The organism is Bradyrhizobium australafricanum, assembly GCF_020329495.1.
Taxonomy (GTDB): Bacteria; Pseudomonadota; Alphaproteobacteria; order Rhizobiales; family Xanthobacteraceae; genus Bradyrhizobium; species Bradyrhizobium australafricanum.
The window spans coordinates 23,663-38,868 of the sequence record NZ_JAGKJL010000024.1; the positions used below are offsets into that span (position 1 = coordinate 23,663).

11 protein-coding genes and 1 pseudogene are annotated in these 15,206 nt (G+C 57.7%); 8 read left to right on the forward strand and 4 right to left on the reverse strand.

The genetic code is table 11. From position 1 onward, the window contains the following. Positions 1–1,745: 1,745 nt before the first annotated feature. From J6525_RS21865 to J6525_RS21890, 6 genes are all read left to right on the forward strand, one after another. Positions 1,746–2,045, forward strand: coding sequence for a hypothetical protein (locus J6525_RS21865; protein ID WP_225646228.1), 300 nt, complete (start codon positions 1,746–1,748; stop codon positions 2,043–2,045). A gap of 503 nt (positions 2,046–2,548) precedes the next feature. Then, a complete protein-coding gene (gene trpD / locus J6525_RS21870; RefSeq protein ID WP_225646229.1) occupies positions 2,549–3,559 on the forward strand; it encodes an anthranilate phosphoribosyltransferase in 1,011 nt (336 codons plus the stop codon). Positions 3,560–3,813: 254 nt separating this feature from the next. After that, positions 3,814–3,999, forward strand: a complete 186-nt coding sequence (locus J6525_RS21875) for a hypothetical protein (protein WP_057016764.1) — start codon at positions 3,814–3,816, stop codon at positions 3,997–3,999. Positions 4,000–4,635: 636 nt separating this feature from the next. Further along, positions 4,636–5,760, forward strand: a complete 1,125-nt coding sequence (locus J6525_RS21880) for a M20 family metallopeptidase (protein ID WP_225646230.1) — start codon at positions 4,636–4,638, stop codon at positions 5,758–5,760. 631 nt (positions 5,761–6,391) lie between these two features. After that, positions 6,392–6,931, forward strand: a complete 540-nt coding sequence (locus J6525_RS21885) for a hypothetical protein (RefSeq protein WP_225646231.1) — start codon at positions 6,392–6,394, stop codon at positions 6,929–6,931. 308 nt (positions 6,932–7,239) lie between these two features. Beyond that, positions 7,240–8,538: a preATP grasp domain-containing protein gene (locus tag J6525_RS21890; RefSeq protein ID WP_225646232.1), complete on the forward strand. Its 1,299-nt coding sequence runs from the start codon at positions 7,240–7,242 to the stop codon at positions 8,536–8,538. 166 nt (positions 8,539–8,704) lie between these two features. Here the strand turns inward: J6525_RS21890 and eutB are convergent. Both eutB and hisN read right to left on the reverse strand, forming a co-directional pair. Then, positions 8,705–9,024 (reverse strand): annotated as a pseudogene (eutB, locus tag J6525_RS21895) (ethanolamine ammonia-lyase subunit EutB); the annotation flags it as partial. 9 nt (positions 9,025–9,033) lie between these two features. Next, positions 9,034–9,822, reverse strand: coding sequence for a histidinol-phosphatase (gene hisN, locus J6525_RS21900; protein WP_225646233.1), 789 nt, complete (start codon positions 9,820–9,822; stop codon positions 9,034–9,036). A 69-nt stretch (positions 9,823–9,891) separates the two neighbouring features. Here hisN and J6525_RS21905 point away from each other — a divergent pair, with 69 nt between their 5' ends. Continuing rightward, positions 9,892–10,116 (forward strand): hypothetical protein, encoded by a 225-nt coding sequence (locus J6525_RS21905; RefSeq protein ID WP_225646234.1) that lies wholly within the window; start codon positions 9,892–9,894, stop codon positions 10,114–10,116. A gap of 816 nt (positions 10,117–10,932) precedes the next feature. Here J6525_RS21905 and J6525_RS21910 read toward each other — a convergent pair. Both J6525_RS21910 and J6525_RS21915 read right to left on the reverse strand, forming a co-directional pair. Then, positions 10,933–11,610 (reverse strand): 2OG-Fe(II) oxygenase, encoded by a 678-nt coding sequence (locus J6525_RS21910; protein ID WP_225646235.1) that lies wholly within the window; start codon positions 11,608–11,610, stop codon positions 10,933–10,935. A 6-nt stretch (positions 11,611–11,616) separates the two neighbouring features. Beyond that, the gene (locus J6525_RS21915) at positions 11,617–12,765 is read right to left on the reverse strand and encodes a GFA family protein (RefSeq protein ID WP_225646236.1); all 1,149 of its coding nucleotides are present in this window, start codon (positions 12,763–12,765) and stop codon (positions 11,617–11,619) included. Positions 12,766–13,706: 941 nt separating this feature from the next. Between J6525_RS21915 and J6525_RS21920 the strand changes: the two genes are divergently transcribed. Further along, the gene (locus J6525_RS21920; RefSeq protein ID WP_225646294.1) at positions 13,707–15,050 is read left to right on the forward strand and encodes an MFS transporter; all 1,344 of its coding nucleotides are present in this window, start codon (positions 13,707–13,709) and stop codon (positions 15,048–15,050) included. Positions 15,051–15,206: the final 156 nt, after the last annotated feature.

The window sequence follows — 15,206 nt, forward strand, 5'->3', positions numbered from 1 at the left end:
AGCTAATCCATTGCACCGGAGCAGACGGACATCATTTTTTCTCCTGTCAAAGGAGGGCGCAACACCTCTCCGGTCATGGCATACTGATTGCTCTGGTGACGAGACACGAAATCAACAAGACGCGTTGTATCCAGGGCCAATTCACAACGCGACGTAGGTCTTGATTCGTAACGCCCCGCCTGAGCTGACGAAGCGCGATCCAAATCACCAAGCCGGATGCCTGTCACGCGGCAAACAGCTTCTCGATTCTCGATCCTTGAAAGAACACCGCGAACTCATGAATGACACGAGACTTCTAAAGAAACGCGATTCTTCGCGTGCCAGCGCGTCGTGTGGTGAATGATGCATTGGCGCACACCAAAGCAACCCATGATGAGGCAATACGTCGCTGATTTCGGCTCTTTGCAAGCGCAAAGGCGGTGGAACCTGTGGCCGCTGGTCGGGCTGCTCTTAAATGCGCTGCTCTGGGCCGGTATCTACTGGATCACCACAGCGTTCCTTTGAGCGAACGGACCCGATGCACTGGCGACAGTCACGATGAACAAGGTGGCGCACGTGCGCTTCTCGAAGCCTCTTTGGGCCCGCACTGATCCAATCGTGCGGGGGATGGAACAGACGCGCCGTCAGTTTGACAGTTGAACTCCGTTTTTAGGCAAGCTCCAGGGCGACACTTAGGCGCAACTACCTCGCACCCCGTCGGGCCCTTCCGACGCAAACGTAATAGCAGACGCAAGAGGATGACATATCGGGGTCGGCGAAACCGATGAGCCCATCAACATCCTGCCACGAGTCCATCAGCATCCTGCCTGGAGTGACGTCGGCTATTACCGACCAGATCCACAACTGCGGGCGGACAAGTGCTCTGCGAAACCACGCACACGAATGGCAACAAGAATCGGGCGATCGGTGTCCACTGTGTCGCGATTAGCAGATCCCACACAGCCACCTCGTCTCCCCCCGAGATCCCGACCCCCGCTGTGCAGATCTGCGCACACTGCATACAAGCCAGCAACCGGCATTGCCCGGCGCTGAGCATCATCGCCCTCATAATGAAATTGCGAGCCGATCGGCGGGACCGGTCGTCGAAGCGAAGTGAGTCCTCACAACTCTTAGTCGGGCCAACTATCGTCGGCGGTTCGGCGCGCTTGCCAGTCTTGGGCCCGCCGAGCGAGCTTGTCGTATTCCATCGCGATCTTAAGAAGCCTATCTCTGGGTCCTCCGTAAGCGAGTGCTTCCGCTTTCTTTCGCGTTGCTTCAGCTCGGCCCCGCCAGTGATCGGGTTCGTAGAGTTTGCTTTTCGGATTCATGGTGGTGAGCATGCAATCCGCAGATCAAGGAAATGCGACACCAGAACTCCGTACAATTACGTAAGACCGAGGCGCACGGCCACGGCACAATCGACAGCAGCATCTCTGGTTATGCGCTGACACTCACGCCGTCCCGGCCTCACGCAAATCCCTCGTTCAGTGATACGACCTGCCATCTTCCAGCCGAGACGCTCTCTCGCAGCGTCGGTGTAGGACGTAATATGATCATCCAGAACATCTTTGGCTGGCGCCCACTAAGAGGCTTGAACCGCACGCTGCGTCAGATTGTACGATCCTCGACAATTGGAACCGTCTTCGACAATCTAGCCGCTTCCTGACAGCGATGATTGCTCACCCGGCGCGTTCTCCCCGGTTAAAAGGTCTCCTTCGCCTGATGCAAGAACGACAATCGCAGCCTCACCGACTTGAAAGGATATCATGACTGAAAGCCAACGGATCGCTTTGGCCTCGCTCCTCAACGCTACCTGCGGCGCGATCGCTCTTGCTGCCATATTGACAGCTGCAATTCCCGATCCCGTGCATGCGCGCGATCAAGCGCCGACGGAAGAGGAGAAAGAGGCTTGCATGGAGGACGTGTTCCGCCATTGCAGCAACCACATACCGGATCGCGTCGCCATCATTTCATGCCTCAGATCAAAGCAAGCGAGCCTCAGCCGGCAGTGTCGATATGTGGTGTCAGGTCGCGACAGCGGCACCAAAAACAGCAATTCGAAGTGAGGATTGATAACTAAGCGGCAGTTCCCTTAGCACACCGGTCGAACGGGAGCTCCAGGCCACCCCAGCAATCTGAGAGCAAATGAGCGCGGCCGATCGAGAGTGGCACTAGCGCTCGCGGTTGACAGAGGCAGCGGCGTTTCGCCCGAGCAATCGCTCTCCGCGTTGCTATAGCTCAAACGATAGAAACCTATGCTAAGTTGAGGTACGCGTTTGATCCTCGGTTCGTGTTTAGACGGCCGCATTCTTGGACGCGTATTGAGTTCGTCGGCCGACGATTTCGCGTTGATACGACGCCGAATCGAGAACTTGACCCTCACGTAGCGTCAGGTTGTAGCGTCGCCGAGTGACCCACAGCTTCACTGCTCGTTTCATTCAATGAGACGTCTGTTCCTCGCGAACGTGCCGCTGCCGCAAAGCCGCCGCCACCGATGACATGCCTCCTCAGCGAAAGTCCCGGTCGAGCGCGAGCGCCTGAGGTCTGGACAGGAATCGTGTAAAGTTCGATGGAAGCGCTCAAATCGATTATTGGCAAAGTTGCTAGCGGCGCCACTCTGAGTCGAGAGGAGTCCGCGTTCGCATTCGACGGTGTGATGTCGGGTCGCGCAAGCCCCTCGCAGATCGGCGGCTTACTGATGGGCTTGAGGGTCCGCGGCGAAACAGTCGAAGAAATCACCGGCGCGGCCTCCGCAATGCGGAAGAGAATGCCGTCCGTCGAGGCAGGATGCGACCCCATTTATATCGCCAGCACGAACGACACCTCTTTGTGTGCGGTCAACGTGTGGACCTGCGCCTCCTTCATCGTCGCGGGAGCGGGCGTTGCTGTCGCAAAGCATACCAACTGCGCTGCGTCTCTAGGTTCGGGCAATACTGCAGACGTCCTCGCGCGCATCGGCGTGAAGATCGATCTTGAGCCTGACGCCGTTATGCGTTGCGTGCGCGATGCCGGCATCGGCTTCACGTTTGCATCGGCCCGCTATCCGGCAATGCAGCGCGTAGCCCAGATCCGAACCGCGCTTGGCACCCACACTATCTTCAACCTCATTGGCCCTCTGTCGACTCCGGCCAAGCTTAAGCGTCAGATTGTTGGGGTCTGCTCTCGTGAATGGGTACAGCCTCTGGCGTACGTGTTGAAAAATCTTGGCGCCGAGTCGGTGTGGGTGGTTCATGGTTCCGGTGGACTCGATGACATAACCCTCGCCGAGCCGACCTTTGTTTCCGCGCTTGAGGCGGGTACAGTCCGCACCTTCGAAGTGAGGCCGGAGGAGGCCGGATTCCCTCGCGGCCTTAGCAAGGCACTGGATAGCGGCGATCCCGACAACCTCGCGCTGCAAAGCATACTCGATGGCGCACCAGGTCGAATTCGCGACGCATCACTTTTTACGGCTGCGGCTGCATTGATTGTGGCCGGCCGGGCTTCGACGCTGCAGGAAGGCGTAGCGATTGGGCGAGAATCGCTTGATCGCGGCGCAGCAGCCGCTCGACTTAAGCACCTGATTGCGGTTTCCAACGCGTGACCGCTGAGTCTGTCGATGTTCCAATCCTCCGACCAAGGACGACATGCACAAACGTCAGAGATCGCAACCGTTAACGTGCGTCCCTTCCGCGCGGTTCGAAGAGCATGCGGCGCCTACCCGCCTAATTATCGCAATTCCCGTCAAGTATCATGGCGTGAGAGGTACCCTTCCGCTTTGGCGAGGGAGCCAGCTGCAACACGTCGTTGCGTTCGGGCCGCATCAAAGTGCGCGCTGCGCCTCAAAGGAGATAATCGATGACGGCCCCGCAGGACATGGAAGCGCTCGGCTCCATAGCACTGATCGAACACATCATTCGAAAATTTCGAGAACTGATCGACACAGATAGTTCAATTCCGTCGGAGCTGCGGGGCGCGCTACACGCTACGCTCGACGAGCATCTTCTTGATGCAAAGAAGCGTGTCCTCTTAAAAACACATTAGCATCAGGCTGCGACCAGAGGCGAAGAGCATCAGCACGGCGCCGACAACCGGATCATCCGCATGGGCTCGCGGAAACACTCCAATCCGGCCGCAATCGCCTCGCCGATTCATGAGCGATGGGCAGGCTCTTTGCCGGACAGATCGGCGCGTTTTCTCGTTGGTCGCCCCTCCAAGACAGGTGGCGGCAGCTCGCATTTCCGCCTGCTATGGCTACGCCCCGCGCGATACCGTCCTGCGCATCATCCTGGTGGCTGAGGCTGTTGAGCAGTAGCGGATCTCAATGTGTGTTCGCTTCGGACGCTCAATTCCGACATCGTGCATCAATGTCGAACGCGCCCGCAAGCACGCGGATTGACGCTATGGAAATGCAATTTCGCAAGTATCGAAAATAGCAACAGCCACTATTCGCCCCAAAAGCGCCAGCCCACGACAATCCCTCAAGATCAACTATTGCTTCAACACCTACCAGCTCTGGTAGCTCCGTTATGGGGAGCCGCGTAGCATCATCCGCTGCGGCAGATCAAGCTCAGAGGGACATCCGACCTCCTACGGCTGCGCCCTGACGGCCGTCCACGCTGGATCCTGGCGCAATTGAGTGGAACAAGTGATGTACGTCGCATTGGAAGGCATCAGATAATGTCCAGCAACCCGTTCGAAGCAGCGATGATACTCGACGGCATCCGCCGCTGGGTCGAGATCGAATCTCCGACGGAGCGGCCAGATCAGATCAACAAACTTGCTGATCTCGTGGCGGAGAGCTATCGCGACTTGTCGGCTTCCGTTGAGCGCGTTGCGGGACGTGACGATCGAGGCGATCATTTGATCGCGCGCTCGTCCTGGGGCCAGGGCGTGCCAGGCATCCTGGTGCTGAGTCATCTCGACACCGTTCACCCGATGGGATTCATAAAGCGCCTGCCGTTCAAGGTCGAGGGCGATAAGGCATTTGGGCCCGGTATTTACGACATGAAGGGCGGCGCATATCTCGCTTACCATGCATTTCGGCAGATTTGCGCCGATGATGTTCGCCCGCCGCTGGGCATCACCCACATCTACGTATCCGACGAAGAGATCGGCAGCCCGACTTCGCGGGCGTTAATCGAGGCAGAAGGCCGCAAGGCCAAATATGTGCTCGTGACCGAGCCCGCGCGCGACGGCGGCAAGATCGTCACGGGCCGCAAGGGCATCGCCCGCTTCGACGTTTTGATCAGAGGCACGCCGGCCCACGCCGGCGCGCGTCCCGAAGACGGCTGCAGCGCAATCCGCGAACTCGGCAATGTGATCCAGGCTCTTGAGACGATGAACGATCTTCAGCGCGGGATCACAGTCAACGTCGGTGTGGTCCGCGGCGGCACCAGGCCGAACGTAATCGCCGAGGACGCTTATGCGGAAGTCGACATGCGGGTGCCGACCCTGGCTGACGCCCACAAGTTGGTACCGACGATCCTCGGCATTAAGTCGCGCACCAAGGGCGTCACGGTGAAGATCACGGGCGAGTTGAATCGCCCGCCCTATGAGAAGAGCAGCGCCGGCGCGGCGCTTTATCAGCACGCCAAGCAAATCGCAACCGAGCTCGGCTTCAAGCTGCACGACGTCTTTAGCGGCGGCGGCTCGGACGGCAATTTCACCGCGGCCCATACCGCGACCCTGGACGGCCTGGGTGTCGACGGCAAGGGTGCCCACACGCATTACGAGCAGCTTTACATCTCGTCGATTGAGCCGCGTGCCCGGCTCCTTTATCGCCTCTACCAGACGCTTCAATGATCTCGACCGGCGGGAATTGCGACGCCTACGGACAAAGACCCATTCGCGCGGTTCGCTCGAACGGCGCGGGAAAATAAGCTGCCCTACCATCAGGCGCACGTTATCATACACTTCCGCCGGAAATCGGCATCGTCTCGCCGGCGCGGGACGGATGCGACTGAATCATCCAATGATAGTGCAACGGTCAGACCGAAATCCGTTGCGGCGCTGACGGGAGCCTTGGATCGCGGAAGCATGGATCCTGAAAGGGCGCTCATCGGCTGCGAACATATGCGGCGACTTTCTGACGCAGATCGCGGTACAGAATACGCTCGAGGCCGTAGCATTCCGCACCAACCTCAGAGTATTGGCGGGAAAGGGCTTGAATCAGACGTAACGTTAAGTTGTACGATCTCGAAACTGGCACGAGGTCTCTTCTGCCGTCGGGATTGTGAAGGATTGCGAATGTCTGGCTTGATGAGAACCAAGTCACAGTGGTTGATCATGATCCCCATCTCAAAGAGCCAAGCGGCTGAGACAGCTGTGCAGCGAGGCCTGATCGCGTTGCGACGTCTCGCAGGCAGTCGCAGATGGCCCGGCATTCCAGAAGCGGTACTAACGGGCCGTCTCAGGCTGCCCAATCTGAGGACTCGTGAAATCAGAGGCGATCAACCTAAACCTCGCTGCCGACTTCTTGCAGGGGACCGTTGCCTCCCAAATCTCAAGACTGACGGCCGGCCACAGTACCAAAAGCAGTCAAGAAGCAGCTTTTCGCTCCATCCACGCCAGCTTCCCGCGCTGGCACGGCGTCCGCACGCACGACAGCCCATGCGGCGGCAGGGATTTTCAAGAGATTTGCGCTGCAAGCGTCGTTCGGTCTGACCGCTGCGACTTCGGAAGAGATTGCCTTGTATTCTGGAGCAGCAAGTTGAAAGAGCCTGACGGCGCCAAGCAGGTCCTGCTAGTTGACCATATTGAAGGCCAATGCCGGGCCATTGTCGGCTTCAAAGATGACGATCCGAGATCGGCATACATGTGCGGCGAGCCAGTCTATCAAAGACCAGGCAAGAAGCAGTCGTCGTGGTGCGCCTATCACTACGGGCAGATGCACGCGACCGCCGTCGATCGGCACGGGGTGACTGATCAAGTACGCGACATACCTAAACCAGTATCGATTGCTCGTAACCCATGACAGCCATTAAGACCCCCGCTGTTCTGCAGAGGCCGCGCGCTAATAGCCAGGGTCAGTCAGCCCGGAATGACGCGATCGAGACCTGTTCGACGCAATGCCGAGCTTCGGTTCAATTGCATTGGGGGTAAACATTCAAGCAGACAATCATTAGGATCGCGGCACATTGGTTCAACGGAATGCGGCGCAAAGCCGCCTTACGTTCACCGCCTCTGCGCAACGCGCCGTATCGAGTTCATCGTTCTTCGTATCGCGGTGTCTACTGATCGTATCAAATGCTCGGGAGATCGGCGTTGCCTCGGATCCTAATCATGAATGCCGGTACGTCACAAATGTCGGGGGACGGTCTGACAGCGGCTCAAATCTCCTTTACCGCCAACTCGGCTTCACGCTCAGCATGGTTTGCACAGGAGGGCGACCTTATAATCTCACCGGTCGCCATCCGGCCGGACTTGTTGTCCTTCATTGGCGCGACGCTCGATTTCGATGCCTCGAGCCTTTCGCTTCTTGTGCCTGAATGCGGCGGCACAGCCAGCGTTCTTGATGATTGCACGCTGCTGTCAAATATTGTTGTTGAGAGAATCAACAGCCACCTTCGGCAGAAATCGTCCTGGAGAATATATCCCTGCTACCCTAGTGAAGGCGTCGCGCGCTTGGCGGCCCTGCTGCGTATTCCACAGAGCGGGAGCGAATTCGCTCTGCAGCGGGGGCCTGATCTATTGAACCGCAAGAGCCACTTCCGTCAATTGGCTACAAGTGTCGGACTTCCGTTGCCAAACGGGTGCGTAACCACGAACTCAGACGATCTATTGCGGGCGATTACCTCGCTGAGGTCTGAGACCGGCAACGTAATCGTCAAGTTGGACAATGGAGCCGGTGGGGTCGGAAATGTTATCCTGACCGGTCACGACAGCGGTCCATTACCTGGGGCACGAGATACCAGGCAGATTTCTTGGCCGTCGTTTAATCCAGAAGCACTTTGGTCTGAGATGACCACAGCATCGTGCAAGACACTGGTCGTGGAATCGTACCACTTGGCTCGGTCTCCCTTCTATCTCGAATACGAAATCGAGGCGGACGGTTCGATCGCCTTCATCAACAGTGGAAGCATTCGTCTGCGTCGAAGCAGCGACCAATCCGAAAGGTCTCTCATTTGGACAGGACTTGAGCTTCCAAGCGATCTGAGGAATGAGCAATGGCTGGCCGCCCAGGCGCATGCCTACCGATTTGCGGAGCTTGCACGAGGCCTGGGATATCGCGGAATGATCAACATTGATGCCATTTTCACGAGCGATGGGCGACTTCTATTTAATGAGGCGAACGGGCGGTGGGGTGGAGGCTCGGTGTTACACAACATTGCCGTTCGGCTGCTGGGTTTCGACTACTCTGGATTCTACGTTATTTCATCCGTCAGAAATGTTCGATCACGCTCTCTTCAAGCGGCACAAGACCGTTTCGTCAAGGAACGCTTTCTGTTCGACCGCACGCGCAAGGATGGTGTGATCCCGCTTGCTGCTGATGAGGATGCAGGCACGGTCGAATGCCTCGCAATTGCGCGCGATCGGGCCGCATCACGCGAGCTACAGCACCGACTATTGACAATGAATTGAACGAGATCTCAACGTACCCTCTTGCGTCGATTGCGAACTCGCTCGTGTAGCCACTCGCTAAGACTGGTGGCAATCGATGCATAATTTCGTTCATAGCGCACGGAGTTTGCAGGCTACAGAGATGCCATCGCGGATAATTTCCGCGAATACGGCATCGTCGCGTGCACGTCGAAAGCCGTCCCTCGAGCGCGATCGTCGAGCGGAATGTTGTGACCACTTCCCGCATCGACGCCACCAACATCAGATCCTGCAGCCGCATGGTCTTCGAGAACGCGGCGTCAGTATCGGCCGGAATCAGTTCCTCGGCCAGGAAGGCCTTGAGCGGCAGATCGGCGAGCGCCATTTGGCCGCAAGCCTCTCGACCGAAACGTCAGCACCGATGCCGGCGAGCTGATCGTCCGACCGCTCGGGCGTCACCTTGGCCATCAGATCCCTGAGGTCGGCAACGCCAACGACTGTCCCTCCGATGGTTGTCCTGTAGGGCATGATCGTTGGTTATCCCTGGATCAAGGCGAGCGCTTCGGCATGAAGTCGCGGCGTTGCGGCCGCCAGGACGCGCCCTTCCGAGTGAATCGAGAGCGGGCATCCCTCCCAATCGGTGATGCAGCCGCCGGCGCCCTGCACGATCGGCACCAGCGCCATGTAGTCATATGGCTGAAGCCCTGTTTCGAGAACGATGTCACAGTGTCCCGACGCAAGCAGGCCATAGATGTAACAATCGCCGCCGAAACGGCGCATCCGCGCAGCTCGCGACAGCCGCTCGAATGGCCCCATCTCGCCTTTACGGAACATGTCAGGCGATGTAGTGTAGAAGCGCGCGTCGGCGACGCTCTCGCATGTGCTGGTCCGCGCCAATCGATCGCCGAACCGCGCCACGCCGGGCTTCGCCACCCACCGTTCGCCGGTGAAGGGAACGTCGATCAGGCCGCAGAACGGCTGCTGCTGATGAGTCAACGCGATCAGCGTGCCGAACAAGGGAAAGCCGCTGATAAAGCTTCTGGTGCCGTCGATCGGGTCGACGATCCAGGTGAACGCGCCGCCAGGCTTGGCTCCGATCTCCTCGCCGATGATGCCATGCTCCGGAAAGCGCGCCTGGATCCTTTCCCTGAGACGCAACTCGACCGCTCGATCGGCGATCGTCACCGGGCTCGCATCGGACTTGGCGGCGACATCCAACGGCGTGCGGAAATAGGACAGCACGATGGGCCTGACCGAATCGGCGAGCTCGGCGGCGAATGACAGATAGAAATCGGCATCGTCTGCCGTGACGGCATATTGGGCCATTACAGCGCCTTCAGGAACAACGGCCATCGCGGATCGCGGATGAGGGAGTGCGTCCGCCTGTGTTTCCAAATGCTTTTTTTGCAGAAATCGAAATCCAGCTTCGAGACGGTCTGCAACATCGTACCTGTGCTCCACTTGATGTCCGCGAGCGCCTCGTGGACGATGGGACTGCTCTTACGCCTGCAGGAATTGAAAACCTCAACCGCATCGATGCGGCGTGTGCCTTTGCAGATCGCCATGCTCGGCGGCTATCTCACCCGCACACGTGATCATCCTCCAAGAAACATCACCTGACCGAGCATGATCGGTGATGGGACCCCGTGGGATTCCCCAGGCACTCTTCGCGCCTGACTAACCCAGGCCCCCTGACCAAAAGCTGACGGCCGCGATCAATTCCGCGGCTTCCGGACCTTTCGCGGGCGTGATCCACCACAATCAACTTAAAACGAGATGCGCCGCAAGCGTCCAACTTGTGAGGGTTTTCCAGCCGCGCAGCCAGTCTCTGTCCAAGCCCCTCCACCAATCGTCGTGACTTAGTGAACCTTGCCGCCGTTAGGTTACGGCAGCGGCTGCGAGTTCAAAACTGAAGGGCTGGCCGTCAACAATAAGGGCGACTTCGCCAACCTCGGTTCGCTTTTTGCGATTTCAGCCTCCGCAATGAGGCTGTTGCAATCACGTCCGGAGTTATCCGCATCGGATGCGTACGTCGAACACACGTCCTCAATAGCGGCTGTCGCGTGCCATGGAAAACTGCCCCCCATATTGCCTCAGATGACAATGTTACCGAAGCGCCCCCCTGTGTCTCCTGAAGCAGCCGCCGCGAGCGGTTTCCGGTCCCGAACGCCACGCCGTCCCGCCGATGGTGCAGACCAAGTCGTGCCGTCCTGTTCGTACGGCTGTATGTCCGACTGTGCCGAGAAGGTGCTTTCCTTCCACGCTCGGCGCCCCGTGATTGCTAGGCCAAGCCACGTCAATTCGGGGTTTGACGTTGCCATTATCGACGAACGGTGTCAGGCGTTGTCAGCATGAGGCGCACCGCAAATATGGTCTCGGTCCGCAACCGATCCTCTCGGCGGTTCGCCCGTCGTCAAGCCATTCGGCCAATCCGGCTCATAGACCACCAGAAGTGCTTTCGATGGTCCTTCGGTTTACGCCATCGCGTTTTGAACAGAAGTAGACCAGGGATCGGCGCTCACCAGTATGCACAGGTTTCACCTCGTGGCGGAGCTTACACGTTGTGACCAGCACGGCTCCAAATGGCGGTCGGAATACCTGCTGTTCGTAGGCGCTTGGATATACCACGAACTCCCCCCCTTCGAAGTTCTTCGCGAGTTGCACAATAATGGAGTACTCGAAATCGGGGTCGCTCGCAGCATCCAAATGGATGCCAACAAAAGAACCAGGAGGCATCCGATGCATTTGGCATCGGCGAATGACAAAGTCTGATGATGCTCCCAATATTTTTTTCAGTGCGAAGCTGCGGTCTTCTCTTTCGAGGAGTTCGATAATCTGCCCCGGGGCTGCACCATTCGCGTTGCTGGGAGGGCGACCCGGCGGGTCTACCCGCACGCGTTTTACGAAGACATTGTGCGAGTCGCCGGCATCTCCTTCCCGCACTTCTTCCTCCGGAATCTCAGTCTGCAGCTGATCGATCCTTGCCAGGTCATCTTGGGTGAACAAAGTCTGCGGACCGATCACCACCGTGCCCTTCACCAACAGCTCTATGCGATATTTCGTCAGATGTTCCTCTGAAAGCAGGCGGGGCTTTTCATTCGCTGCGCGCGGCATTCGTGGTCACTCCAAGGTGTGATCTTCAAGACGGTATTCCAAGCTGCCTTCATGCATTGAGCTGAGCGCTTGCTCCCAGTGCTCGCCATCGAAGTCGTCTATTCTTGTGATTTCGATGGTTTTTCTATCTAAACATCGAACATTGACACTGAATCCAGAAGGGTTCGATCGCGGTCTATAGAAAGGCTTTACACCGCAAAACCGACAAAACGTGTGCCGGGCGATATTCCTGTTGAACTGGTAGGTAGTGAGGGATTCTTCGCCGCGCTCTACGCTGAGCTTGTCACCAGCCACGAGCAAGTGCAGAAATCCAGACATTCTACAGATTGAACAATTACATCGAACTACCGAGACCTCTCGCGGCGCCCGGACGCGGAACTTGACGGAACCACAATGACAACGGCCGTGATGCTCGATCTCCGCTCGGCCATCTCCCTCAGATGGGGGAATTCGAAGTAGGTCGCGGCACCACTGCACGTTGAGCCGATAGGCTTGATCGAACTCGCCCATGAAGCGAACACTACGGTCGACCGGGACGAGCTCGCGGACGAGCCGGCTTGTCATCTCTCCGTGATATTTCTCTGCGGGATCGTCACCGCCGACATGGCTCCGGAAGTATTCGAGATCGCCGGCCTGCACATCAAAGATCCTGGTCAAAGTGGACCACAGTGCCTGGATCATTTCCGCAGCATGTAGCTCAAAAGCGACCATGTAGGCGCAACGGATTAGGGGATCTTTCGATGACAACCCATCATAGAGGCAATGCAGGTAGCGCTTCGTCGTGGCGCTATAGTTAGGCTGTATTGCTCGGCCGAGTAATCGCGACGCATCTTTTCTAAGCAGGTTCGAGTGGAAGCTTTCGGTAGCCAGAATTTCGGGTAACGCCGCCTTGCCGCCCTGGAGAAGTCGGCCATAACCGCCGGTCTCATCCCAACAGATGAAGTTTGCGACCACGCTGGTCAGCTCAATATCCCTGGTAACGTCCCGATTGTGATGCATTACGTCGAATATGAGGTTCTTTTGCGAGCCCGCCTGCAGGTACGGGAACGCCTGTGACATCGCCAGGTATTCAGGCATCAGGCTCACAACCTGTTCTTCGGACATCTCCGCAGTGAACGGATGCGGGCCAAACCGAAGTCGTGCTTGCTCAGTCAAGTGCTCACAAAATATCTGCGAGGGCTGATCTTGTTTGAATTGAGACGCTTGAGAAGACCTCATTTGGACCCTGTTATGAGGAGAGAACGATCATTCGAGCGAGGGCCACGGGTTAGCGGCAGCGAGATCAAATAGTTCGCTGGTTCGACGTTTTTGGCCGCATCAAATCGTGGCGCCCCCGCCATCTTCGCAGTATCGGCGCTTGCCTGATGGGCTTGGCCCGTTCATGAGTGTATCGAAGAAAAGCGCCGCCCAGTCGAAGCGGCGCCGCGCTGACTTCCGATCCACAAGCAATCCGATGCTGGAGTAACCCGCGCGCCACTCATCGCTCGCAGAGTCGTGGTGAAATACGGCGGCCGCCTGGCGCGTGGTCCTCAAAACCAAAGAGATTGCCGCTGGCTTTGGCTCGTTCTGCGTGCATTCGTTCGCCATCCTGTGTTCTTGCACGCTTGCAGCAATTGCTGTGCCAATCCGACACTGCTCCATAAGTTCCGGAGCACGTTGAGAGAACCCTCGCGAGACTCCTCGTTGCAAATGTCTTGAAGCTGACAGGCTCCTGCACGGCGGTCAGAAAACGGACAACGAAAACGGATACGCTTCAATCCACGGGGCATGGGCTAATAGACTGAGAAAGACTGCTTGAGGACCGTCTCCTACCCGACCAAATGAACCGCCGGGCGTCACGGCTGTTTGCTGAACTTCATCTCAAGTCAGGTTAGCTTGCGGCCATTGATGCGCAGGAGCACTCGTGCTCCCGCCAACCCAGCCTAAAAAAATATGCACCGATTTGGCGGCCGCCGAAAATATGCCCGAAAGATAAGGCGCCTTCCGGTCGGTCGCTAATGTCTTGAACGACAAAGTCACGGCCTGATAGCAATTGGGCCGGCGTAGGGTTTGCCGCGACCGGCCTTCGACTGGGAAGGAAACTCGCGGTGTCACAAATGTTCGTTCAGCACGCCTCTGTCAAATCGCGTCTTAACGCGATCCTCCGTGCGACCAGCGGCAATTTCCTCGAGCAGTTCGACTTTTTCCTATTTGGCTTTTATGCCACCGCCATTGGGAACGCTTTTTTTCCCGCAGAGAGCGAAACCGCCTCGTTGCTTAACACGTTTGGCGTGTTCTGGCTGGGCGCCTTAATGCGTCCGGTGGGCGCGATTATGCTGGGCGCCTATATTGACAGGATTGGCCGTCGCCAAGGCCTGATCATTACCTTGTCGATCATGGCAGTCGGCACCGTGATTATCGCCTTCTGTCCGAGCCATGCGACAATCGGGATTGCCGCTCCCATTATCGTTCTAGCCGGACGGCTGCTCCAGGGCTTTTCCGCCGGCGTCGAGGTCGGCGGTGTTTCAGTCTATCTGGCAGAGATCGCAACCCCAGGCAATCGTGGTTTCTACACTTCGTTCCAGTCGTCCAGCCAGCAGGTCGCGATCTTTGTCGCGGCGATCGCGGGTTACCTGCTGAACGAATCGATGCCGGTGGAGGCCGTGGCCTCCTGGGGTTGGCGAATTCCTTTCTTTCTCGGCTGTCTTATCATCCCGCTCATCTTCTTCCTTCGTCGAACGCTGGAGGAAACTCCTGAGTTTCTGGCGATGAAAAAGCATCCCGCAGCAGGCGAGGTCATTGCCTCTGCGCTTGCGAATTGGCGCACCGTCGTCCTCGGGATGATGACGGCCATGCTGAGCACGGCGACCTTCTATTTTGTTACCGTCTACACGCCCACGTTCGGCAAGACCGTCTTGAAGCTGTCCACCCAGGATGCGCTCTTGGTGACACTCCTGGTCGCCGTGACCAACTTCATCTGGAATCCAATTGGCGGCGCCGTCTCCGACCGTATTGGCCGTAAACCAGTTCTGCTCGCCATTGCTAGCCTTGCCTTGATGACTGCCTATCCGGCTTTGAATTGGCTGGTGAGCGCTCCCACTTTCGGCAAAGTGTTGGCAGTGGCGATGATGTTCTCTTTCTACTTTGGCACCTACAGCGGAACTATGCTGGGCGCTCTGGTTGAGATCGTACCTGCGCATGTGCGCACAACCTGCTTCTCCCTGGCCTTCGCACTCGCGGCCGCCCTGTTTGGTACTTTCACTCCACTTGCCTCGACTTGGCTCATTGAACGAACTCATGACAAGGCTTCGCCCGGGTTCTGGCTGATGTTTGCAGCCGCACTCAGCGTGATCGCTGCACTCACGATCTATCGAGGAACTTCTAAACCATCGAAAGCCGTGCAGCCTTTGCGCCCCGAACTGCCCGACAGCGCTTTAGGCGTGGAGGCCGCATCGCGCTAGCGTGTTGCTCTCAGTCGCTGACTGCTGGTCTTCGTTTATGACAAACTCATGCCGGGCTCTGCCGCGACGCTTGGCAGTCACCTTACGGCGCGTGTAGTGTTATTGCCGCGGAATGCTTGACCGCTGAAGAGGGATTCGCAGCCGTCAGTCGGCAGC